This is a genomic window from Phycisphaerales bacterium, assembly GCA_040217175.1.
GTDB lineage: Bacteria > Planctomycetota > Phycisphaerae > Phycisphaerales > UBA1924 > JAHCJI01.
Map to the genome: position 1 here is coordinate 1,439,554 of JAVJNT010000002.1, position 22,478 is coordinate 1,462,031.

20 protein-coding genes are annotated in these 22,478 nt (G+C 68.5%); 11 read left to right on the plus strand and 9 right to left on the minus strand.

All coding sequences use genetic code 11. The features are described from left to right. Positions 1 to 79 precede the first annotated feature (79 nt). Positions 80 to 676, plus strand: a complete 597-nt coding sequence (locus tag RIA68_13360; GenBank protein MEQ8318429.1) for a hypothetical protein — start codon at positions 80 to 82, stop codon at positions 674 to 676. A gap of 34 nt (positions 677 to 710) precedes the next feature. Here the strand turns inward: RIA68_13360 and RIA68_13365 are convergent, their stop codons facing one another. Then, a complete protein-coding gene (locus RIA68_13365; protein ID MEQ8318430.1) occupies positions 711 to 2,087 on the minus strand; it encodes a GC-type dockerin domain-anchored protein in 1,377 nt (458 codons plus the stop codon). A 206-nt stretch (positions 2,088 to 2,293) separates the two neighbouring features. Here RIA68_13365 and RIA68_13370 point away from each other — a divergent pair, with 206 nt between their 5' ends. Continuing rightward, positions 2,294 to 3,286, plus strand: coding sequence for a hypothetical protein (locus RIA68_13370; protein ID MEQ8318431.1), 993 nt, complete (start codon positions 2,294 to 2,296; stop codon positions 3,284 to 3,286). Here the strand turns inward: RIA68_13370 and RIA68_13375 are convergent, their stop codons facing one another. The 6 genes from RIA68_13375 to RIA68_13400 are packed head-to-tail and all read right to left on the minus strand — an operon-like array spanning position 3,287 to position 9,539. Further along, on the minus strand, positions 3,287 to 4,846 hold the full coding sequence (locus RIA68_13375) for an ABC transporter permease (GenBank protein ID MEQ8318432.1): 1,560 nt from the start codon (positions 4,844 to 4,846) through the stop codon (positions 3,287 to 3,289). Positions 4,847 to 4,882: 36 nt separating this feature from the next. After that, entirely contained in the window at positions 4,883 to 5,326 is a 444-nt protein-coding gene (locus tag RIA68_13380) for a hypothetical protein (GenBank protein MEQ8318433.1), read from the minus strand. 8 nt (positions 5,327 to 5,334) lie between these two features. Beyond that, positions 5,335 to 6,054, minus strand: coding sequence for an N-formylglutamate amidohydrolase (locus RIA68_13385; protein MEQ8318434.1), 720 nt, complete (start codon positions 6,052 to 6,054; stop codon positions 5,335 to 5,337). Continuing rightward, positions 6,047 to 7,312 carry a glutamate-cysteine ligase family protein gene (locus tag RIA68_13390; GenBank protein ID MEQ8318435.1) on the minus strand — a complete coding sequence of 422 codons (1,266 nt, stop codon included), beginning with the start codon at positions 7,310 to 7,312 and terminating at the stop codon, positions 6,047 to 6,049. Before RIA68_13390 ends, RIA68_13385 begins: the two co-directional genes overlap by 8 nt. After that, entirely contained in the window at positions 7,309 to 8,763 is a 1,455-nt protein-coding gene (locus RIA68_13395; protein ID MEQ8318436.1) for a RimK family protein, read from the minus strand. The genes RIA68_13390 and RIA68_13395 overlap by 4 nt, the downstream gene beginning before the upstream one ends. Continuing rightward, a complete protein-coding gene (locus RIA68_13400; GenBank protein ID MEQ8318437.1) occupies positions 8,760 to 9,539 on the minus strand; it encodes a C39 family peptidase in 780 nt (259 codons plus the stop codon). The genes RIA68_13395 and RIA68_13400 overlap by 4 nt, the downstream gene beginning before the upstream one ends. Before the next feature lie 129 nt (positions 9,540 to 9,668). Between RIA68_13400 and RIA68_13405 the strand changes: the two genes are divergently transcribed. Both RIA68_13405 and RIA68_13410 read left to right on the plus strand, forming a co-directional pair. Then, on the plus strand, positions 9,669 to 10,850 hold the full coding sequence (locus tag RIA68_13405; GenBank protein MEQ8318438.1) for a hypothetical protein: 1,182 nt from the start codon (positions 9,669 to 9,671) through the stop codon (positions 10,848 to 10,850). A 200-nt stretch (positions 10,851 to 11,050) separates the two neighbouring features. Continuing rightward, positions 11,051 to 11,707: a PEP-CTERM sorting domain-containing protein gene (locus RIA68_13410; protein MEQ8318439.1), complete on the plus strand. Its 657-nt coding sequence runs from the start codon at positions 11,051 to 11,053 to the stop codon at positions 11,705 to 11,707. A gap of 116 nt (positions 11,708 to 11,823) precedes the next feature. Here the strand turns inward: RIA68_13410 and RIA68_13415 are convergent, their stop codons facing one another. Both RIA68_13415 and RIA68_13420 read right to left on the minus strand, forming a co-directional pair. Then, a complete protein-coding gene (locus RIA68_13415) occupies positions 11,824 to 12,270 on the minus strand; it encodes a hypothetical protein (GenBank protein MEQ8318440.1) in 447 nt (148 codons plus the stop codon). 27 nt (positions 12,271 to 12,297) lie between these two features. Beyond that, positions 12,298 to 12,984: a GC-type dockerin domain-anchored protein gene (locus tag RIA68_13420; protein ID MEQ8318441.1), complete on the minus strand. Its 687-nt coding sequence runs from the start codon at positions 12,982 to 12,984 to the stop codon at positions 12,298 to 12,300. Positions 12,985 to 13,079: 95 nt separating this feature from the next. On the opposite strand from RIA68_13420, the gene plsY reads away from it, so the two are divergent. The 7 genes from plsY (at position 13,080) to RIA68_13455 (ending at position 22,458) form a co-directional block, all read left to right on the plus strand. Beyond that, positions 13,080 to 13,760, plus strand: coding sequence for a glycerol-3-phosphate 1-O-acyltransferase PlsY (gene plsY / locus RIA68_13425; GenBank protein ID MEQ8318442.1), 681 nt, complete (start codon positions 13,080 to 13,082; stop codon positions 13,758 to 13,760). 120 nt (positions 13,761 to 13,880) lie between these two features. Further along, positions 13,881 to 14,111 carry a hypothetical protein gene (locus tag RIA68_13430; GenBank protein MEQ8318443.1) on the plus strand — a complete coding sequence of 77 codons (231 nt, stop codon included), beginning with the start codon at positions 13,881 to 13,883 and terminating at the stop codon, positions 14,109 to 14,111. A 226-nt stretch (positions 14,112 to 14,337) separates the two neighbouring features. Further along, positions 14,338 to 16,269 carry an ABC transporter substrate-binding protein gene (locus tag RIA68_13435; protein MEQ8318444.1) on the plus strand — a complete coding sequence of 644 codons (1,932 nt, stop codon included), beginning with the start codon at positions 14,338 to 14,340 and terminating at the stop codon, positions 16,267 to 16,269. Positions 16,270 to 16,339: 70 nt separating this feature from the next. Then, entirely contained in the window at positions 16,340 to 17,902 is a 1,563-nt protein-coding gene (locus RIA68_13440) for an ABC transporter permease (GenBank protein ID MEQ8318445.1), read from the plus strand. Continuing rightward, a complete protein-coding gene (locus tag RIA68_13445; protein ID MEQ8318446.1) occupies positions 17,902 to 20,121 on the plus strand; it encodes an ABC transporter permease in 2,220 nt (739 codons plus the stop codon). Before RIA68_13440 ends, RIA68_13445 begins: the two co-directional genes overlap by 1 nt. 49 nt (positions 20,122 to 20,170) lie before the next feature. Next, positions 20,171 to 21,337 carry an ABC transporter ATP-binding protein gene (locus tag RIA68_13450; GenBank protein ID MEQ8318447.1) on the plus strand — a complete coding sequence of 389 codons (1,167 nt, stop codon included), beginning with the start codon at positions 20,171 to 20,173 and terminating at the stop codon, positions 21,335 to 21,337. A 29-nt stretch (positions 21,338 to 21,366) separates the two neighbouring features. Beyond that, positions 21,367 to 22,458, plus strand: coding sequence for a glycosyltransferase (locus tag RIA68_13455; GenBank protein MEQ8318448.1), 1,092 nt, complete (start codon positions 21,367 to 21,369; stop codon positions 22,456 to 22,458). The last annotated feature ends 20 nt before the right edge of the window (positions 22,459 to 22,478 follow it).

Genomic DNA, 22,478 nt, shown 5'->3' on the forward strand with positions numbered 1-22,478 from the left:
CCTTGCGTCGCCGCCAGGTTTCTGGTATGCTGGACCGATCGGCCTCTTTGAAGCTCCGGCCAGCACGAGGAGAAAGATCATGACGCTCGCGACCCGATACGCCTCGGCCACGCTGGCCCTCGTCGGCCTCGCCGCGACCGCCCCGGGCGACTTGGCCCAAGCCATCCACATCGACATCGCCAACCCGACGCTGATGCCCGGCGAGACTACGGCCATCACGCTCCTGGCCAGCTTCCCCGCCGGCGATTACGCCATGGGCGGCGTCGCCGTCGACGTCGTGGCCAACGTCCTGCAGGGCGACCTCTCGAACCCGACGCTCGTGCGCCCAAGGGACGGGCCCGGCACTCGCCCGGGCACGGCCGGGCCCGATGGCATCTCGGACATCCTCGCCGGGCAAATCCACTTCCCGATCGCGGGCATCATCGCAGACCCGGAGAACCCAATCGCCTTCCACACGTTCGAGTTCACCTGGGATGGCACGCTCTCGGGCCGCGTGCTGCTGGACATCGAGACGCGGACCCGACGATTCGACGTCTACCTCGACCGCGATACGCCAAGGAGCGAATCGCGGCTGGACGACCTCATCGAGGCTCACGCGGTGATCGTCGTGCCGGCGCCTTCCGGCGCGATCGTACTGGGGATCGGCGCGCTCGCGCTCGGTCGGCGGCGGAGGTAGCAGTCGTCGCGTTCGGCCGCCTCGTCGCCGCCGCTCAGCATCCCGCCGCGAATTCGTTCTGGAACACCAGGAAGTCGAAGATCGTCAGCCGACCATCGCCGTCGAAGTCGGCCGCGAGCTCGCCGGCGTCGAACAGGTTCTGGAACACCAGGAAGTCAAACAGGTTCAACACTCCGTCGGGAAAGACGTCAGCGCGGCAGTCTCCGAGGCAGCCGTCGAGCCGCGCGATGAAATTCACCGTAACGCCGTCGATCTCCATGAAGCTCCCGCCGGCGATGAGCTCGGGCCCGTCCCCCGCGTCGAACACTGCCAGCTCGAACACGGCATTGTCGAGCCCGTCGCCCACGGCGGCCCACCGCTGCCCATCCCACGTCGCGAGGTTGTTCGCCGGTCCGGTCTCGATCGCGTCGAAGTAGCCGCCAACGTAGAGCAATGCCCCGCCGCCCCGGTCGTGCACGGCCATCGTCTGCACGGTGCGCAGCGTGGGCGACCAGCCCGGCACACCCGCCCCGACGGCCGACCATCGCGTGCCATCCCACCGCGCGATGTTGATCAACTGCTCGGCGCTGCCGCCGCCGGGGCGATCGAACTTGCCGCCGGCGTACAGCGCCGGACCGGTCCCGTCGTCGTAAATCTCCAGCGCGATCACGGCCGGTCGCCCGTCGAAGCTCGTCAGGCCCGTGCCAACCGGTGTCCACCGGACGCCGTCCCACTTCGCAATGTTGAACGCGGTTTCGCTCCCGGCGGTCGAGAAGCGCCCGGCGGCGTACAGCGCGGGCCCCGAGCCGTCGTCGAAGACCTCGAGCGCAAACACCGAGCCGAGGATGCCGCCGCCGACGTCCGACCACGCGTCGCCGTCCCACCTGGCGATGTTTTGAACCGGCATGCCGCCCGCGGTCTCGATGACGCCGCCGACGTAGAGGGCCTCGCCCGTGCCATCATCGAAGGTCGCCAGCGAAAGAGCAGGACCACCGTCGGTGTCGAGCCCGCCGCCGACGGGCTCCCAGCCGCTCGCACGCGTCCATCGGGCGATCTTCTCGGCCGGCTCACCGCCTGCCTGGAAGAAGTCGCCCGCCGCATACAGGGCCGGTCCGGATCCATCGTCGAAGCTCGAGAGCGCGTTCGGTCCGCTAAAGAAGGTCCCGCCGTCGAGGTCCGACCACTGGGTGCCGTCCCACCGTGCGATGCCAAGGGCGCGGACGCCGCCCGCTCGCTGGAAGTCGCCCGCAACGTACAAGGCCTCGCCCGTGCCATCGTCGAACACGTGCATCGCCCGGGGCGAGGGATCGAAGCCCTCGGTCAGACCGGCGCCTAGGGGCGCCCAGCGGCAGTCCTGCGCCTGCACGACGGCGGCCGTCGCAACGACGACACACAAGAGCGACGGACCCACGGAACAATCTCTTGGCGTCATGGCATGCCACCTCCGTGCACAATGTACCACGGATCGGGCCGAATCGTCGCAAGAACTCCGTCGAGATCATCGCCAGCCGCCGGTGGGCTACGTACGGGTCACCGCCCGGTCACAAGCCGGCCAGCAGATGAAAGAACGCCCTCGCCGAGCGCGTCTCTCCGAGTATGCTGAACGATGACATCGACTCCAATCGTGGGAGGCACGCCATGCAGCGGATCATCGCCGTCGTCGTCGCAGGAGGCTTGGGCCTTGCTGTACTGGGGCTCGGGCAAGACGCCGCCGATCGGACGAACCTTGCCCCGCCCGTCGAGATCGGCGGCTCTCGCCTCCAGATCGAGAGCCTCTCGGCCAATGTCAAAGTCGTGGGCTTGCCCAACCCCTCGCCGGGCGTGTCGCGCTCGCTGACCATCAATGGCAAGATCACGCCGCTGGCTGCGCCCGCCGCCGGCGATACACCCGGCGACCAACCCACCGGCTCAACCGCCGTGGTCTGGGCCGAAGTCGTTTCGCTGAAGGGAGACGGCCGCGACGTCGAGGTGAGCGATTCTCGCCGACGCTCGCCCCAGGGCATCGTCCGCGAGCGCCAGCAGATGGGCCAACTGCTCCTGGGCAATCCGAATGCCTTCTTCCAGTCGCACCCGCACCTGCCGCCCGAGCAACTCGCCGCCATCCGTGGCATCTCCAGCACCTTCAGCGCCCACGCGCAACTCGAAGCCGTTCCCGACTACATCGACCGCATGGTGGTAAACCTCGACGTCGTGCACGCCAGCACGGTGCAGCGCTTCAGCATGCCGCTCGAGGCGATGTCCGAACACAAGGAACTCGTGCCCGGCGTTCGCTTCCTGGTCCGCAACGTTGACGACCGCGACGTCAACGGCACGAAGTACCTGCGCGTGAGCCTCGAGTACTTCATCGATCGCGTGAATGCAGGCGATGCAGACGAGGCCAGCCTCGAGACCACGCCGCTGGTGCCCGTCGTCGCCATCCGCGATGCCAACGGCCACGTCCTGAGCATCCTGAGTCGCGCCCAAGAGACCGAAACACGCGACCAGTTCATCGTGTCCGTGCCGGACCTGAACGTCGCGTTCAATCCACGCGTCAAGCCGCCGCTGCGCGTCGAGGTCATCGTGGTGCACGGCCTGGAACGCCGTGACGTCGAGATGGTGGTCGAGGGCGTCGCGCTCGCGGGCGGCGAGTAACTACCGCCGGCCGCGCTTGGGGTCGAACGCCTCGCGCAGCCCCTCGCCCACGAAGTTCAGCGCCAGCAGCGTCGCGCCCAGCAAGAGGCACGGGAACAGGATGAGCCACCACAGGCTCTCATACGGATTCAACTCGTTCAGCCCGTCGGCCGCCAGGTTGCCCCAGCTCGGCAGCGGGGGCTTCACGCCGATCCCCAGGAAGCTCAGGAACGACTCCTGGAGGATCGCCAGCGGCACCGTCAGCGTCGCATACACGATGATCGGCCCGAGCAGGTTGGGCAGCAGGTGCACGAAGAAGATCCGCCGCGTCGGAGCGCCCGCCGAGCGTGCGGCCTCGATGTACGGCATGCTCTTCAGGCTCAGCACCTGGCCTCGGATCACACGCGCCATGGTCAGCCAGCTCACGCCGCCGATGGCCAGCAGCAGCACGACCAGGTCGAGCAGCAGCATCGTCGAGTCGGCCAGGCGCCGCGGCGGGCGGGCCTCGAGCGCCATCGCGTCGAGCACCGCACCGTTGGTGAGAACGGGGGCGTCCTCGGGGTTCGCCTCGTCGTCGATGGCGCCGGCGGCCGCGGCTGCCTCGACCACCCCGTCGACGGTCTCCCGCAAGCCGAGCTGATTCGCGAGCTCGCCGAGCGCTGCGTCGGCGTCGAACGCTTCCCCACGCCACGCGGCCTTGTCCCGATCGCTGGCGTCGGTGCCCACGACCTCGGCCTGGCGGGCCTCGGCCCACGAGCTCCGCGCCTTCTGCTGGTTCACGTACTCGTCGATCGCCGCATCGCTCGCGACGGCCAGCAGCACCACGAGCAGGATGTACGGCAGGCCAAAGAGCACGTCGACGATGCGCATCATCGCCGCGTCGGTCTTGCCCCCAGCGTATCCGCTGATGGCGCCGTAGAGCGTCCCGATGAAGACGCTGATGAGCGCGGCGCTCAGCCCGATACCAAGCGAGATGCCCCCGCCCGTCATGACGCGGTACAAGAGGCTCCGGCCCAGCACGTCGGTACCAAGCAGCATCGCAAGCCGGTTGCCGTCGTAGACCCAATAGTCGGCCATCGCGTCGGCCAGATCACCCTCGGTCGCCTGCCGAGCCTCGCGCTCGGTCACGCCGAACTGGGCCACGACCTCGACGACCGCCTCGGCCGGCACCAGCGCGTTGAGCTTCAGCCTGCTCTCCTCGCCGACCGCCCACCACGGCGGCAGCCGTCCGTACTCGGCACTACCGGCGTTGTATCGCGCAATCGTGACCGCGCCGTCGGCCCCCGCGCTCACGCCCGGGTATGTCGTCGAGGCAGGCGCAAGCGTCCAGAACAATCCGACCAGGCACACCAGCAGCATGAACGCCAGGAAGCCCATGCCCAGCATGCCGGCCCACGACCGCGTCAGCGGGTTGTCGCGCTCGACGGGCGGCGCCGCCATCGCCGGAACGGACTTCGCCGTTGCGGGGGCCGGCGCGTGCGCGGCCTCGGTGATCTCACCGGGCAGGTTGGGCGGGATCGACTGGCCCCTCTGCGGGATCGGCTCGAGATCCGGTCGGTCGCTGCCGGGCGTTTCACGCATGGGCCGTACCCCTCTTCCCAACGAACGCGTCGGGCCTCAGGCGTCGGCCTTGGGCGTGAAGCTCGCGCCATCGAGCACCGAGAACGTCACCATGTCGCCCATCTTGAAATCCTGGGCATGCTGGCGATCGTCGGTCAGCGTGCAATGGAGCGGCACGCCCGCGTCGACGATGATGGTGTCCTTGCCGTGGCCCACGATCCGTCCCTGGACCTGCCTCGGCCGGCCGACCACGGGCTCGACGTACCGCCCGCCGCTCGGAATCGCGTCGACCCGCCGGGCCCGCGCCTGGATGGTGCCGAAGACCTTGTCGCCCGCCTCGGCTTCTACCGGCGCCGTTGGCAGCAGGTACAGCACGTAGCTGGTGTTCGCAAAGGCCAGCCGGACGTGGGCCGGCTTGGTCGCGGTGGCGGCGACTGCTTCCTTCAGCGTCGCCCGGGCCAGCCCGGGGGCGATCTTCGTCGTCGGGGCGGGGTGGATCATGAGCCAGTCTACGCCGGCAGCGCCGCCGCGAGGGCTCGGGCCAGCACGCTTCCCACGCGCCGCCGAGCGTTCACGCCGCCGATCAGCCCTTGTCGCACCTCGACCTCCACGCCCGCATACGAGTCGGCGGGGAACTTCCCGCGCAGCCACGTCGTCAGCCCGTCGTCGGTGCCCTTGTAGGGCTCGTTGAAAGGCAGCCGCCACGTCGGCTCAAGCCGCGCCAGCTCGGCGTTCCACGCCCCGCACACCGACGCCTCGCTCCCACGGTCCGGGTCGAAGAGCAGGCTGACCTCCAGTTCGCGAACGCGGCCGTCGAGCTCATCCGTGCACGAGTGGATGCCCACGTGCAGCACACGCCGGCCCGCGGCGATCGCATCGTGCAGCATCCGCTCGACCGAGCCGCGGTGGCGGTCGTAGTAGTCACGCATGATCGTCGACCGGGCCGCGTCGTCCAGGTCCCGCGTAAAGCGGCTGAAGACGTCGCCCGAGTCGGGCGAGCGATTGGGCTCAACAAGCAGCCGCGTGAACGTGCACGCCACCAGCGGGTAGCTCGTCACGCACGCCATCCGCTGGGCCACGCCCAGGGCGCCGATGTCCCACCCGCGGTGGCTCGCCCGCACGTCCTCGGCGCCCTCGAACAGGTGCGCGTACGCGGGCGGCACCTCGTTGCCCCCGTGCTCGCACGACAGGACGACCACGTCCGGCCGCCATCCATCTTCGCTACGCACGGAAGAGCGTCCCGTCGCGCAGGCAGTCGGCCAGCTGGCGATAGACCTCGCGCAGCTCCCCGCGCGTGGGGTAGCGTTTGACGGACCCGCCGATGCGTGTCGACAGCGTGCCGGCCGCCAGCAGCCGGTTCATGACGGCCGTGTCTTCGTGGTCCTTGGGCATCACTTCCTCGGCCACGCGCTGCCACAGGTCCTTGGCCCAAACCAGCGAACCACCCATGCCGTGGGCGTCCAGCAGCGAGCGCTCGCGGATGCGGGTGCGTTCGGCCGTCCGGATCGTGTCGAGCATCACGTCGTGCAGCGCATCGGTCGAGACCCTCTGCTGCTGCTCGTAGGGCATCCACCGCTCCTCGACGTGGGCCCGCACCAGCTCGCTGACCAATCGAACGACGGCAAGGTCGGCGGCCGGACACTCCTGGATGTCCAGCAATCGAAGCTCGATCGCGCCGCGGTCGAACCGAGCCATCGCGCCGCGCGCGTTGGCGAACTCGTGCCGCAGCACGCCCGCCGGATCGAGCGGCGCAAGCTGCTCGTAGAGCTTGCCCAGGATGTCTCGCTCGTAGCCCTCGCGCGTGTACACCGGCTCGGGTACGACCTTGGCGGCCATCAGCGGCACGCGCTTCGAGTTGTTGCGGTAGAACTCCAGCCGCTGGTCGGCCACCGGGCTCCAGCGCCCTTCGATGATCGGCGAGCTCGCCGCGATCGCCGGCACCAGCGGCAGCACCAGCCGCAGCGCCGCGTGCAGCCGCCCGAACTCCTCGTCGTCGCCGAACGGCAGGTTCAGGTGCGTGCTCTGCAGGTTGCTCCAGCCGTGACCCTGGCAGTTGAAGATCGCGTCATAGGCGCGGTACACCTCCGTGAACTCGTGCGGCCAGAGCTTCGTGTCCTTGAGCGGATCCATCCACGGATGCGCGCCCGTGGGCAGCAGCCGGCAGCCCATCTTCGCGAGCGCTTCGTTGGCGATGCCCACGTGCCGCTGGAAGTGCCCCGCCAGCCCCTCGAGCGACGGCGTGGGCTTCTGCGTCTTGAGCTCCAGCACGTGCAGCACCAGCTCGTTCGACCAGCTCACCGGGCCATCGGGCCCATCGGGCTCGGCCTCGCCGACCGCCGCGTCACCCGAGTTCATCGCGGCGAACAAGTCGTCGGCAACGGGCCGCACGTCGAGCGTGTCCGCATCGACGATCATGTACTCCAGCTCGATGCCGTAGGCGCCGAACAGGCCGATCGAGTTGCGCCAGGCTTGGGTGGCGTTGCTCATCGCGCTTCGAGCTCCCAGAAGAAGTGCTCCATGATCCGGCGGTACAACTCCATGCCTAGCACCTGATCCTCCACGCCCGAATCGACGTTCGGGTTGTCATTCACCTCGATGACCACCGGCTTGCCGCCGACCTCCTTCAGGTCGACGCCGTACAGCCCGTTGCCCATCAATCCAGCCGCCTTGACCGCAAGCTTCACCACGTCGTTGGGCGCGTCCTCGACGGGCATGGTCTGCCAGTCGCCGTACTTGGCCTTCGACTTGGCCTTGGTCTGGTGATTCACGATCTGCCAGTGTCCCGGCGCCATCCCGTAGCGGCACGCGAACAGCGGCCGGCCCGCGAGCACGCCGATCCGCCAGTCGAAGTCCGTCGGCAGGTATTCCTGGGCCACGATCAGGTCGGTGTGCTCGAATTGCGCATCGAGCACGGCCTCGAGCCCGTGTTCGCTGTCCACGCGAGACACGCCAGCCGAGAACGAGCTGTCGGGCTGCTTCAGCACGCACGGGAAGCCCAGCGACCGCAGCCCCTCGACGGCGTTGTCGCGCGTCAGCACCAGCGTGCGCGGTGCGGCGATCTTGTGCCGCCCCAGCGTCTCGGCCAGGAACACCTTGTTCGTACACCGCACGATCGACTGCGGATCGTCGATCACCACCATGCCCTCGGCCGCCGCGCGACGGCTCATGCGATAGGTATAGTGGTCGACGTAGGTCGTCTCGCGGATGAACAGCGCGTCGTACTCGGCGATGCGCCCCGCCGCCGACTTGTCGATCAGGTCGCAGCGAATCCCCATCTTCTCGCCCGCCTCGACGAATTTTGCCAGCGCCTTCTTGTCGCTGGGCGGCATCGCGTCGTCGGGGTCGTGCAGGATGGCAAGATCGAACCGCGCCGCCGGGGCCTCCTTGGCCTTGCGAGGTGCACGCCGCAGGTATCGCTCGGCCTGCTGCACCACGAACGCCCGGTGGCTCTCGGGCACCTCGGCCAGCCCGAGCACGCGCACCGACGCCAGCCGCCAGTGTCCGTTATGCTCGAACCGCGCCCGCAGCAGCGGGGCGGGGAAGGCGTTGAACAGCGCCAGCGCCAGCTTGTCGTGGCCCTCGGCGGTGTTGTGCCCGAAGTACACGCTCAGCTCGAACTCGTCGCTCTTGATCCGCCGCAGGCTCTGCTGGATCAACTCGTCAAGGTCGTCGCCCGCGAGGCGAACCACCGCGGCTAAACGGATGTCCTGGATCGCCGCCACCGACGGCAGGCAGCGATGACCCCGAGCCTCGGCCAGCAGCGACACGTAGTAACCCGACGCCTGGTACCGCAAGCTCCGGCACAGGTTGAACACCTTCCGTCCACGCCCGAGCGCGAACTGCGGGTCGGTCAGGTACTGATACGCCGACACGGTCTCGGCGCCCGGCACGTCCATGGGAAAGCGCTTGGGCGCATCCACGATCAAGAGCGGCTTCATGATGCGGGACCGTCCTGCTTCGGCTCGATCACCAGCAGGTTCGCGTCGTACGTCAAGACGCCCAACATGATCGCCGGCACCAGCCGCGCCAGCGGCACGTCGTAGCCTTGCACCTCGAAGCCCGGGTTGTCGGCCAGGGGGTCGGCCACGCGCACCATGCGCGCTGCCTCGTCGTAGCCGTGCAGCACCACGAAATGTCCGCTGGGCTCGCCGCGCACGTCGTCGTAGTCGTCCTTGGGGCCGAACTCGCGCGCGCACTTGTAGAGGTACGTCGCGCTGAGCCCGGTCAGCACGGGCCGGCCGGCCGAGATAAAGCCCGAAACCAATTCGCTCGTCAGGTCCTCGAAGTGGATGGTGCCGCCGAGCCGCAGGAACTCCTGGTAGCTCTCGGTCGCGACCGGGAAGCGCATGTCCTCGTAGCTCTTGGCTGCCACCTGTGCCGCGAGCTTCTCGCTCAACTGGTGCGAGTCTGCCCGCCCCTCGTCGTCGAACCACGTGGGGTCGAACATCTGAAGGTTGAACGTGTAGAGCGAGGCCGAATAGCCCTCCTTCAGCGCATGCACGCCCAGCATCACGGCCAGCGTTCCGCGCCCGGCTCCCGCCTTGTTGAGCGACCGCACCGAGTCGATGACCGACTCCAACGGCCGCTGGTCGCCCCAGAACTTGTACACGGCGTGCAGGCAGGTCGGCCCGCAGGTCTCGTCGTCAGGCTGGGGAAGGATGTCGATGTCCAGCAGCCGCGAGTGCGCGGGCGTGCCGAGGTCGGGTTGTTCCACGGAGTCGAGAACCCCATCCACGAGCCGGGCCTTGCCGCGGGCGTCGCGTCGTGCGACGCCGCGCCCGGCGTGGTGTCGATACTGTATATCGTCTTGCGCGCTCGCGCTCTTCCCAAACCGACGGACCCCATGCCAAACCCCACCGACAGTTCCCACCCGTCCGCACTCCAACACGTCCAGCCGGCCGCCCCGGCAACGCCCGACGCACCCGTCCGCATCTCGGGCTGGGCCTGGACGATGCTGGCCTTCGACATCGGCTTCCAGGTCGACCTCGACAAGGCCGAGCCGTGGGTCCGGGAAGCAACGCGTCGCCGCGTCGTCCGCGCCCGCCGCCCCGCGCCGGTGTGGTTCGACTACAGCCCGCCGCCGCTCATGCTCGTGCTCTCGGGCAGCGAGATCCCCGTGCTCGACGGCGAGCCTGCCCTGACCACCGACGCCAGCGTCGAGCTCTTGCTCTACGACTTCGGCGCCGCGCTGCTGACCTACAAGACGCCCCTGCCCGCCACGCTCGACCGCCTCCCCGACCTCGCCTGCGCCCTGCACGACAACACGGGGCTCGAGGCCGATGCCCGCGCCCACCTGACGCGCATCATGGAGGCCATCGGCGGCGCCATCGAACGCCCGAACCTCAGCGACGCCGTCGAGGACTACACCGCCTTCTCTATCGAGCAGTGGCCAGAGGACGCGTCGCCCGAGCAACTCGCCCGCGACTTCCGGACAGACCTGGCCATGGCCCTCGAGGCCGAACGCCAGCCCGTCTCGGACCAGCAGGCCGAGCGGACGCTGGGCGGGCGCATCGCCTACACCGACAACGACCTGGCGATCATCGACTGGAACGCCGCCGTGCTCTTCGACCGAGAGCCCCAGGACGTCATCGCCGTGCTCCAGCACGCCAACGTCGAGCTGCTCGAGCTCCGCGTGCTCGACCAGGAGCTCGACGCCATCCTCGACCACGCAGACGAAACGCTCAACGCCATCGTGAAGCGGCGGATCTGGCCCGGCTTCGCCACCGGCCGCATCCTGGGCCGCGTGGCCGCCGCCCACACGGACGCCGCCGTCATGTTCGAGGGCGTCAACAACGCCATCAAGCTGCTGGGCAACCAGTACCTGGCACGGCTCTACCGCGTCGCCGCCGGCCGGCTGGACCTGCCCGCGTGGCACGGCAGCGTCCATCGCAAGCTCGAGGCGGTCGACAACCTGTATGACAAGATGGAGGGCGTCGCGGGCACGCGCCGGCTCGAGACCCTCGAGTGGGTCATCATCCTGCTCATCCTCATCTCCATCATCCTGCCCTTCACGCCGATCTACTAACCGCTCGGGTTCTGTTCCGAACAGTTCGTGGATTTCCCAAGCGGACTTGCCCGCGGAGCATCACGATGTGCCCGCGCTTTCGAGAACTTCTTGAAACCGACTTCTCAGACGCTCGAAGCGTCGGCTATTGACCACATGGGGTGGTCGCAGTTTCGTGGACGGCTCGCAGGTTGCGCGCCGCCACGGGGAGAAGGAAAACCATGAGAGTTACTGCATTCACGGCCGCCACCGCGGCCCTGGCGGTCGCCGCAGGCGCGTCCGCCCAGATCGACGTCATCGGGGGGCAGACCAGCGTGCTGCTCGACACCGACACCCTGTCCGCCGCGGCCAGCCTCGACCTGTCGAGCGTCTCGCCCGACGTGATCGCCCCCGGCTCGCTGGGCGACTCCAGCGTTGCCTTCGGCATCAACGCCCGCGACGCCGCCTCGCTGCCGACGACCTTCAGCTACGGACCCGACCTGGCCACCTTCTCGGGCGCCATCGAGCACACGGGCAGCGTCTTCTTCAACATGGATTCGGTCGAGGTGGGCAACTTCACCATCGGCTTCGACGCCGGCCGCGTTGGCGGCGACCGCAGCGGCTTCTTCGTCGAGAGCACCACCGGCATCGCCGCCATCCTGTTCGACGTGGCCGCTCCCAGCGACCTCTCGGCGACCACCGATGGCCTGCTGATCGAGGCCGACCTGCTCGTCTCCAACGAGTTCGCCACCTTCCTGTCGGACGCTGGCCTGGCCGCCTCCGACCTCACCGGCGCCGACGTCGGTGACGCCCTGGTCGAGGGCGTGGTGCCCGCGCCCGCGACGGCAGCGCTGCTTGGCTTCGCTGGCCTTGCCGCCGCCAACCGTCGTCGCCGCTAATCGCGATCCTCTCGCAGCAAGACGACGCTCTTTCCTGACCTTGGTTTCAGACGACTGATCAAGAACGCCCCGCGACGCTCCCGTCCGGGGCTGTTTCTTTGGGAACCCCTCTCAGCCTACCCGGGATTGCCCAGGATCAGCGGCGGTGGTGGTGGCGGCGGGAACGGTGGCGGCGGAAGCTGCCGCGTTGCCTGCAGCGGTGGCGGCTGCACGGTGCGCTCGAACCACCACCACGAAAACGCTGAAGCCACGAGCAGCACGACTCCCATCACCAGCATTCGCTTCCGCGGCTGCCAGTCGTATCGCTCGAGTCGGCCAGTTCGCGTTGGCGTGCTGCGGAAGCCGCACTCGGGACACAAGAAGCGATCATCGTCGACGGTCAGCCCGTCGAGCGAATACCGGCACTTCGGGCACCACCGCCGACGCGCCCCGATCGCCGCTCGCGCTACGCGATCGAACAATGCGAACACGACCATCGCCACCGCGACGAAGACCAGCCCCCGTGCGACCCCGGTGTGCACCGACGGGGCGTGCAAGATCCGCTCGATCATGCTGGCGAACATGCGTCCCCCAGGAGGGCCGGCCGGCCGCTACTCGCAACCCGCGTCGAACTCGTTCTGGAACGCCAGGAAGTCGAACAGCGTCAGCTCGCCGTCGCCGTCGAAGTCGGCACCCAGGTCGCCCGCGTCGAAGAGGTTCTGGAACGCGAGGAAGTCGAAGAGCGTCAGGCTGCCATCGCCATCGATGTCGGCCCGGCACACGACCTCGATGCGATCGATGATGGCCGTCCCCTCGGTGAAGGTCAGCGAGCCCACCAGGAAGCTGGGCGAAAGCGTGACGTCGCGGATGTTGAAGAACGCGACGTTGTCCGCCCCGATGCCCGCGTCGAACGTCGCCGCGAAACGCACGGTGATGCCCACCAGCGTCTCTTCGCCCTCGAACGTCTCGCCCAGCACCTGGAAGGGGTGCCTGCCGTCGGGGTTCTCGACCTCGCCGGTCAGGAAGTCCGACGCCCCGGGCGCGAGCTGCTCGAGCGCGTCGGCCAGCGGCGTCGGGTCCGGGAAGAGCGAGCCCAGCACGATACCGCGGCCCTGGACCATGCCCGAGACCTCGTAGCGGTACCGCGTGGCCGGGTCGATCGTGTCGGGCGCGCTGCTGCGCGAGACGTCGCGGCCGTCCTCGATGCGGACGCCCGCAAGATCGATCGAGACCGAGTCCTGGGCCAGGGCCGCACAACCGAGCCCGAGCACCGCCGCCGTGAAGATCCGCGTGTCCATCTCTCGTCCTCCCGTACAGGTGTTCTCCAAGCCTACTCCAGAAGCACGGATCCGCCAACGCTACTTGCACCAAACCGGCCCCATACCCTCGCCACGTGGTCACCGCCGTCGTCCTCGCCACCGCCGCCTACCTCATCGGGGCCATCCCCTTCGGCTACCTGATCGCACGGGCCAGGGGCGTGGACATCTTCAAGGCCGGCTCGGGCAACATCGGCGCGACCAACGTGAAACGCGTTCTCGGACCGGGGCCGGGCAACCTCTGCTTCGCCCTGGACGTCCTGAAGGGGTTGCTGCCCACGCTGGCTGCTGGCCTGATCCTCGGCACGCTTGGCGATCTTGGCGCGCGACCGATCGCCGTCTGGGTCTGGCTGCTCACCCCCGTCGCCACCGTGCTGGGCCACATGTTCTCGCCCTACCTGGGCTTCCGCGGCGGTAAGGGCGTCGCCACGGGCCTCGGGGCGCTGCTAGGCGTGTTCTGGGTGCTCACCGTCGCGGTGTTTGGCGGGCTGCTGGTGTGGCTGCTGGTCCTCAAGATCTCCCGCTACGTCGGCCTTGCCTCCGTGTGCGCTGCCATCAGCGTGTCGGTCTGGGCGGCCGCGGTGCCGGCCCTCGTTCATGGTGGCCTGCGGCCGGCCGTCTACCCCATGCTGGCGGTCGCCGGCCTGCTCGCGGTTCTCGTCGTCGCCCGCCACGCAGGCAACCTCCGCCGCATCCTGGCGGGCACCGAGCCCAAGATCCGCACCAGGGCAGAGCGCCGAGCCGCGGCCTCCCGATAACGCTCCGATCCGGAGAATCCGGGCGGGTCGTGCGGACTGGGCGGACCCAATTCCGCCTGCGAGCGCGAAACACCTGCGTTCGGCGCAAAGCCCGCGCGTCGCTAAGCCGATGCCATAGCGATGCTTACGATCACTGATTCCACGCCGCCCGAAGGCCCCAAGCCGACCAGGAAGCGCACCAAGACGCCTCCGGCACCGGCTGCCCCCCTTCGTCTGACCGTGGGAGAGGCCGACGACTCGGTCAAGCAGGTCACCGCGGCGCTGGAGCAAACCCAGCGTCGCCTCGACAACCTGCGCGACCTGATCGACCGCTTCGACCTCGACGACGACGACGGCCCGCGCGCCGCCTGATCGCGACGCCCACTCGGGCTACCCCGTAGCGCCCGTGCGCACGCCCCGTGCGCCGCGCTCCCTTCATGCGGACATTCCGAACAACCCCAGGGCGATCCAACGCCTTCACGGCTCCGTAACACCTGCACGCTACACTAGCGGAAGGGTGCTGGTGGCCGTTTATCGTTGCGCCCGGCCGTGACTCCCCAACACGCCTGACGGGTGGAAGATCCGCCGAGGGTTGGAAATGCAGAACAACTTCGGTCTGAAGGACCTGATCGTGATCGCGCTCATCCTGGGGCTGTTCGTCAGCATCTGGGTGGCCATCTACCAGGATGACCGCCGCTGGGACCTTACCCAGCAGGCCAACGACCGCCTCGAGGCCCTCGAGAAGCAGATCGTGCGGCTCGAGACCGAGGTCACCCGCCGGCCCGTCGTCATCGCCGGCCAGGGCGCTCCGATGCCCGGCGGCAGCCCCGCGACCACCTCGACGACCCCCGCCAGCACGGAGTGGGCCAAGGACGGCGTCGAGATCACCTTCAGCGAGCCCTGGACCTTCACCACCGATCCGCGAGCCGACGAAGACTTCGTCCCCGGCGGCGAGTTTACCGAGATCTACGAGGGCCAGCCGCCCAAGCTCACTCCTTACACCTACGCCGACGTCTACGGCCGCCGCGTGGTTGATCTGGTCTGCGAGAGCCTGGGCTGGTACGACCCCAAGACCCTGAAGGTGCGCGGCTTGCTGGCCGAGGCCTGGCAGTACCCCGCCGACGGCACCTGGCTTCGCGTCAAGATCCGCGACGAGGCCCGCTACAGCGACGGTTCGCCCGTGCTGGCCGAGGACGTCCGCTGGACGCACGACGACCTGCTGTTCAACATGCAGATCGAGGCCGAACGCTTCCGCAGCGTGTATAACGCCATCGAAACGGTCGAGGTCATCGGCGATCCCGAGACCAGCCGCGTCGTGCACTTCACGTTCAAGACGCCGCGCTTCGACAACCTGCAGCAGGCCTTTGGCTTCAAGATCCTGCCCAAGCACATCTACCAGGAGTGGATCGAGAGCCCCACGCGGTACAACCAGAGCACGGCCCTGACGGTCGGCTCGGGCCCGTTCCGCTTCGCGACCGTCTCGCCCGACTCGCAGTGGACGCCGCCCAGCGACATCGTGCTCGTTCGCAACGAGCAGTACTGGGGGCCCATGCCCGCGCTCGATAGCTACCGCATCACCGTCATCAGCGACTACACGACGAAGCTCATCGCGTACACGAGCGGCCGTGGCGACATGATGCGTCCGAATGCCCAGCAGTTCGTCGAGCAGCGCACCGATCAGGAGTTCCTCAAGGAGCACGACCCGCGCATCTGGTACAACATGCGCGGCGGCTACTCGTTCATCGCCTGGCAGTGCGGCCCGCGCAACGGCGACAAGCTCACGCCGTTCCACGACGCACGCGTGCGCAAGGCCATGACGATGATGATCGACCGCGATCGCATCCGCCGAGACATCTCCAAGAACCTCGTGCGCCCCGCGACGGGCCCGTTCCTGAGCTCGACCCCGCAGTCCAATCCCAGCATCGAGCCATGGCCGCACGATCCCGAGGCGGGCCTCGCGCTGCTGGTCGAGGCCGGTTGGCAGGACCGCGACGGCGACGGGATGCTCGAAGACGAGGACGGCAACCCCTTCACCTTCGAGTTCACCTTCTCAAACGGTTCGGACTCGACGCTGCAGATGGCCAACTTCATGAAGGCCGACTTCGCGCGCTACGGCATCGACATGCAGCTGCGCACCATCGACTGGTCGGTGCTCGTGGACATCCTCAACCGCCGCGACTTCGATGCGATCACCTTTGCCTGGTCGGCCTCGGCCCCCGAGAACGACCCGTACCAGATCTGGCACTCGGACAACATCGAGAACCAGGGCGACAACTTCATCCAGTGGAACAGCCCCGATGCCGATCGGCTCATCGAGCAGGGCCGCCAGACGCTCGACTTCGACGAGCGCATGGCCGTCTGGCACGAGCTGCACTCGGTCTACCACGAAGAGCAGCCCTACACGTTCATGAACGAGATCCCGTGGATCCGCTTCACCACGAAGCGGTCGGGCAACGTCCAGGAGTACAACTCGGGCTTGCAGTACAACGAGTTCTGGGTCGGGCGAGAGAGCCTGCCGGCGCAGAACTGAAGCCAGCCACGAAGCCACTCCAAGGATCGCCCCGCGCCGTTCCCTTCCTCGTTCCTGAGCAACCCTGCCCATGACGACCTACATCATCCGACGCCTGCTGCTCATGATCCCCACGGTGATCGGCATGACCCTGCTGATCTTCCTGCTCGTGGCGATGAGCCCCGGCGGCGTGGGCGCCGCGCTGCAGGTCTCCGGCGGCGGGCAGATGGACTCGGGCAGCGTCGCCCAGCAGCGCGCCTACCTCGAAGACCGCTACGGCCTCGACGCGCCCATCATGCTGCAGTACGTTCGGTGGCTCGGCCGGGTGAGCCCCGTGAAGTTCGGCGCCCGCGACCAGTTCACGCCCAGCGGCGAGCGCTTCAGCAAGCCCAAGCCGGTCGATGATCCGCCGCTGTGGCAGTGGTTCGCCGACGGGCTGCCGACGGCCGAACCCGAAGACGCCGTCGCCGTGCCCGACGAGGAAGAGCTGCGAAGCCAGATCTATCGCCGCTCGGCCGGCGACTACGCCCAGGTCCGCGCGGCCTACCTCGGTTCGCGCACGCGATTCGAGATCGCCATGGGCGACCTCGCCAAGGACATCGGCCATCCCGAAGCCGTCGAGGATCGAGGCCAGATCAAGCCCAAAGCGGCGCAGCGCCTTACACGCTCGGCCTTCGAGGCGGGCGATGCCGAGCTGTGGGCCGCGGCGGAGGCACGCGCCGCCGATATGGTCCGCGACTACGAGCGGCTGCTCAACGCGACCGCCCGATCGCAGGCGGTGTTCGACGCCAAGATGTTCCGCCAGGCTGGCGTACCGATCATCCCCGGCTTGCTTTCGATCGCGGCCCCCGACCTCGGCCTCAGTTTTGCGCGTTCGCGGCCCGTGTCGACGCTGATCGCCGAAGCGCTGCCGGTCACGCTCATGCTGAACCTGATTGCTGTGCCGATCATCTACATCGTGGCGATCCCATCGGGCGTGCTGGCCGCCAGCCGGCAGGGTTCGCTGCTCGACGTGGGCCTGGGCGCCTTCTACGTCGCGCTCTGGTCGATCCCCGTCGTGTGGGCGGGCGTGCTCGCGGTCGGCTTCCTGGCCAGCAAGGACTGGCTGGGCTGGTTCCCGGTCACGGGCCTGCATTCGCCCGAGTCCGAGACGATGACCATGCTGCCGGGGTCGGTCGAGGTCACGCTGGCCGACGGCACGACGACCAGCCAGTTCCAGCGCGGCTACATCATCGACACGCTCTGGCACCTCGTGCTGCCGGTCGCGTGCCTGGTCTACACGGGCTTTGCGATCCTCAGCAAGCAGACCCGCGCCGCCATGCTCGAGAACTTCAACGCCGACTACGTCCGCACGGCCAAGGCCAAGGGCGTGTCGCGCAAGGACGTCGTCTTCCGCCACGTCTTCCGCAACAGCCTGCTGCCGATCATCACGATGTTCGTCTCGATCTTCCCGGCGATGCTGGGTGGGTCGGTCGTCATCGAGCGCATCTTCAGCGTGCCGGGCATGGGCAGCCTCATCATCGAGGCCATCGGCCTGCGTGACCGCGAGCTGCTGCTGGCCAACGCGCTCATCGTCGGGCTCGTGAACATGCTGGCCCTGCTGCTGGCCGACATCCTGTACGCCATGGCCGACCCACGGATCTCCTACGACTGATGAAGAACGAACCGACCACTTCGAGCGAAGCCGGCGGCGTGCCCGGGCCCATGGACGACCCGGGCAAGGAGATGCGCGCCCCGGGCGACTTCGACGGAGGCGATGAGCTCACCTCCGTCACCGGCGTGCACCTCATGCAGGGCATCGGTCACCGCCCGGCCGAGGGCTTCTGGACCGAGGCGTGGAAGCAGGTCTTCAAGCGTCCGGGCGCGGTGCTGGGCATCGCGTGGGTGGCGCTCATCGGGTTCTTTGCCGTCTTCGCGCCGCTTGTCGCCAACGGCCACCCGATCCTGATGGTCGCCGAGCCGAACACCAGCCCCGTCGGCGCGCTCTTCGGCGGGCTGGGCGAGGCCATCACCAGCTTCGACGGCGCCCGGCTCATCCTCTTCACGCTCATCTGGTCGGCTGCGTGGATCGTGGCGCCCCGCAAGCAGCCGATGCCGCTGCTCGCGGGCCTTGCCGGCCTGGTCACCCTCGTCTTCGCACTCCGCGTCTTCGCCCAGTTCTTCGTCGGCAAGACCGAGGACGAGCTCGGCACGCAACTCTTCACCTTCACCCAATTCCTGCTGGGCAATCCGCAGGACGGCCAGGTCACGAACTACGCATTCCAGATCGCCGTCGACATCGCCGCGGCCGCCGGCCTTGTCTGGGTCGCGGGCGCGTTCAACCTGTCCCACCGCATCCGCGCGTGGATGACGCCGCTGCTCTGGATCGTCGCGATCGGTGCGCTCCTGGGCCTCGCAGCCAACGCAAACGAAGACGCGCCCGTGCGATCGCCGTTGCTCGAGTACCTGACCGTGGTCGATCTCACGCTGCTCGTGGGCGCCATCGCCGGGCTCGTCCTGCTCATTCCCAAGTGGGGCGGCGGCCGGGGCGACCGCGCCAAGGTGCTGCTGACCGTATCGCTGCAGGCCGGCCTCATCATGCTGGTACACTCGATCGTCAGCGGACAGGCCGCCAACCGCGACGCGGCCCCGTGGCTGCGCGCCTTCGAGCGGCAGCCCTACTTCGAGGTCATCGCCTCGCTCATCATCGCGGTGGTCGCCAGCTCGCTGTTCGTCGTGGCCCACCCGCTGGACAAGCTCCGCGGCCGCGCGGGCATCGCCGCGCTTGTGGGGCTCGTCATGTTCGGGCTCATGGCCGCCCGCTGGACGACCCCGCCACCCAGCTTCCGCTACGCCTTCGAGCAGAACCAGGAGCGCATCAGCGCCGTCTACACCGTCATCCCCTGGTCGCCGCGCCAGGGTGGCACCGCGGTCGACCTGCTCCCGCCGGGCAGCACGGTCTACTCGCAGGTGCTCAAGGGCCTCGAAGACGTCGGCCTCAGCCAGCGCTCGCTCGACTCGGGCGTCGCCGTTGCCGACATGCCGCTCGACGACGAGGTCATGGCCGCCATCGAGGCCCAGCTCGGCTTCGCCGAGGACACGCTTCCGATCACCGCCGACGAGGCCTTCGCCGCCGTCCTGGCCGCCGCCGCCGACGATCCCGGCATGACCGTCGGCGACATCGACGAACTGCTCACCGCCAAGCCCGCGCCGGGCTACGCGCTCGGCACCGATTCGGACGGCAAGGACGTGCTCAGCCGCATGCTGCACGCCTGCCGATTATCGATCTCCATCGGGCTCGTGAGCACGAGCATCGCCGTGGTCATCGGCGTGGTGGTCGGTGCGCTGATGGGCTACTTCGGCGGCTGGGTCGACATCGTGCTCTACCGCATCGTCGAGGTCTTCATGGCCATCCCGCTCTTGTTCCTGCTCATCGTGGCGGCGGCGGTGCTGCCAAAGAACGTGTACGTCATGATGGCCATCATCGGCTGCGTGACGTGGACGGGAAGTGCGCGCTTCATCCGCGCCGAGTTCTACAAGCTGCGCAACCAGGACTTCGTGCAGTCGGCCCGCTCGGTGGGCCTGCCGCTCCGCAGCGTGCTCTTCAAGCACATGCTGCCCAACGGCGTCACGCCCGTGCTCGTCGATGCCTCGTTCGCCATCGCCGCGGCCATCCTGGCCGAGGCCATCCTGAGCTATCTGGGCCTGGGCGACCCCAACCAGCCCAGCTGGGGTGCACTCCTGAGCGACGCGACCAACCAGGTCGGCAAGTTCATGTGGTGGCTGGCCATCTTCCCCGGCTTTGCGATCTTCCTCACCGTGCTGAGCTACAACCTCATCGGCGAGGCCCTCCGCGACGCCATCGATCCCAAGCTCAAGAAGGCCCGCGTGTGACGCGCCAAACGCCCAACGCGCCCGAGCCCAGAGACAACGGAGCCTCGACTTGACCGACGCGACGACAACGACCAGCACGACCGCCAGCGGCGCGAAGGGTGCCAAGGCCGGCCAGGTCGATCCCAACGCCAAGCCGATCATCCAGGTGCGCGACCTCGCCGTGTCGTTCGACAACGGCAACGGGCCGCGCATCCAGGCCGTCGACGGCGTGCGCATGACCATCTATCCGCGCCAGACGCTCGCGGTGGTGGGCGAGTCGGGCTGCGGCAAGAGCGTGACCGCCATGAGCTCGATGCAGCTCGTGCCACGTCCGCCGGGCCGGTTCGACCGCGGCCAGATCCTCTTCCGAACCGAGGACGGCAACACCATCGACCTCTTGCGGCTGAGCGAGAAGGAGATGCGTGAGATCCGCGGCAACGACATCGCCATGATCTTCCAGGAGCCCATGACGAGCCTCAACCCGGTCTACACCGTGGGCGACCAGATCATGGAGGCCATCCTGCTGCACCAGGACGTCAGCGGCAGCAAGGCCCGAGACATCGCCCTCGAGGCCATGCGATCGGTGGGCATCCCCGAGGTCGAGAAGCGCATCAAGGCCTATCCGCACCAGTTCTCCGGTGGCATGCGCCAGCGCGTCATGATCGCCATGGCCCTCGCCTGCCGCCCGCGTCTGCTGCTGGCCGACGAACCGACGACCGCGCTCGACGTGACGATCCAGGCCCAGATCCTCGAGCTGCTCTCTTCGCTCAAGGACGAGATGGACATGGCCGTCATGCTCATCACCCACGACCTGGGCGTCGTGGCCGAGAACGCCGACGTCGTCTGCGTCATGTATGCCGGCCGCGTCGTCGAGTACGGGACGGTCTTCAGCGTGTTCGACAATCCCATGCACCCCTACACGCGCGGCCTGCTCGCGAGCATCCCGAAGATCGGCAGCCGGCTCGATCGCCTCGTCACCATCAAGGAAGTCGTCGAAGACGAGTCGCAGTTCAAGCGCCTGCCTGAGGCCGCCCAGGGGGTGCGTCCATGGTGGCCCTGGCACAAGCCGCCGGCCGACCTGGCCGCCAAGGACGAGCCCGCGGGCGACTATTACCTGCAGGAAGTCGACAAGGGCCACTGGGTGGGCGTCTGGCGCACGCGCGCCGTGCGAGACCACGAGAGCCGTCCGCCAGACCTCAACTACCGCGCGCAGCGTGAGGCCGCCGCCACCGCCTGACCGCCCCCTTTGCGCGCAAGCGAGGCGCCATGCCCGCCGTCATGATCCTGGCCGACGAAGACTTCGCCTCGCGCGAGCGTGACCTGCTAGCGCGGCTCGAGGTCGGCCTCGTCACCGGCGGCACACGCGTCTTCCACGCCGTGCCAGATACGCTGCCCGAGTTGCTCGACGGCCGCGTGTTCTCCCAGGCCATCGGCTACACGCCCCACGGCCCGCTGCCGCCGCTCGGCCGCCGCGCGCGAGACCTGGCCCAGCAGGCGCTCGAGTCCGCCGGTAGCGACGGCATCGCCGTGGTGCACGTGTTCGGTGGCCAGGCCTGGCCGCTGGCCTTCGAGACGGCCGGGCTTCTCGGGGCCGGCCTGGTGCTCGAGGTCTACAGCGCTCGCCTGGCCGACGCGCTGGGCGGGGCCCACCTCGACAGCGTCGACGACCGCGTGCTCGCAAGCGTGCCCAGCCCGGGCCTGGAGCGCCGCTGCCTGCGCAAGCTCGACAGCCGCCACCTCCGGCTCGTCCGGTGGGGCGTGCACGCCGAGGCAGCCACCGAGGGCGACAAGCCCATGGCCGCGGGCGACCGCCCCGCCGTGCTGCTCGCGGGCACGGGCCACGACCGGGATTGCTGGGCCCACGCGATGGAGGCCCTCTCTCGCGTGCGACTCGACGGCGACCAGCCGCCGCTCATCTTTGCCGATGCCGACGCGGCCCACCACGCCCACCTCCGCACCGTCGTCGAGCGGCTGGCGATGGCCGAGCACGTGAGCTTCGTGCCCTCGGTCGAGGCCCACCGCGAGCCCGCCCTGCGCGTCGATGCGCTGCTGCTGCCCGACGCGCTGCACGAGCACCGCAGCCTCGTGCTCGACGCCCACGCCCAGGGCATCCTCGTCGCCGCGGTGGCCGATCCGCTCATCGACGAGCTGGGCACCGACTACGGCGTGACGCAGCTCGACCCGGGCGACCCGGACCGCTGGGTCGAAGAACTCCGCCGCGTCTTCGAGGATTCGAGGCTGGCCGAGGAGCGCCGGTCCAAGGGCCTGGACGCCATCGAGCAGTTTCACGTTGGGGCCGCCCACGTCGCTGCCGTCGAAGCGATCTACGAAGGCATGACTTCGACCAAGTCCGGATAACGATCGTCCCGATCGCTCAG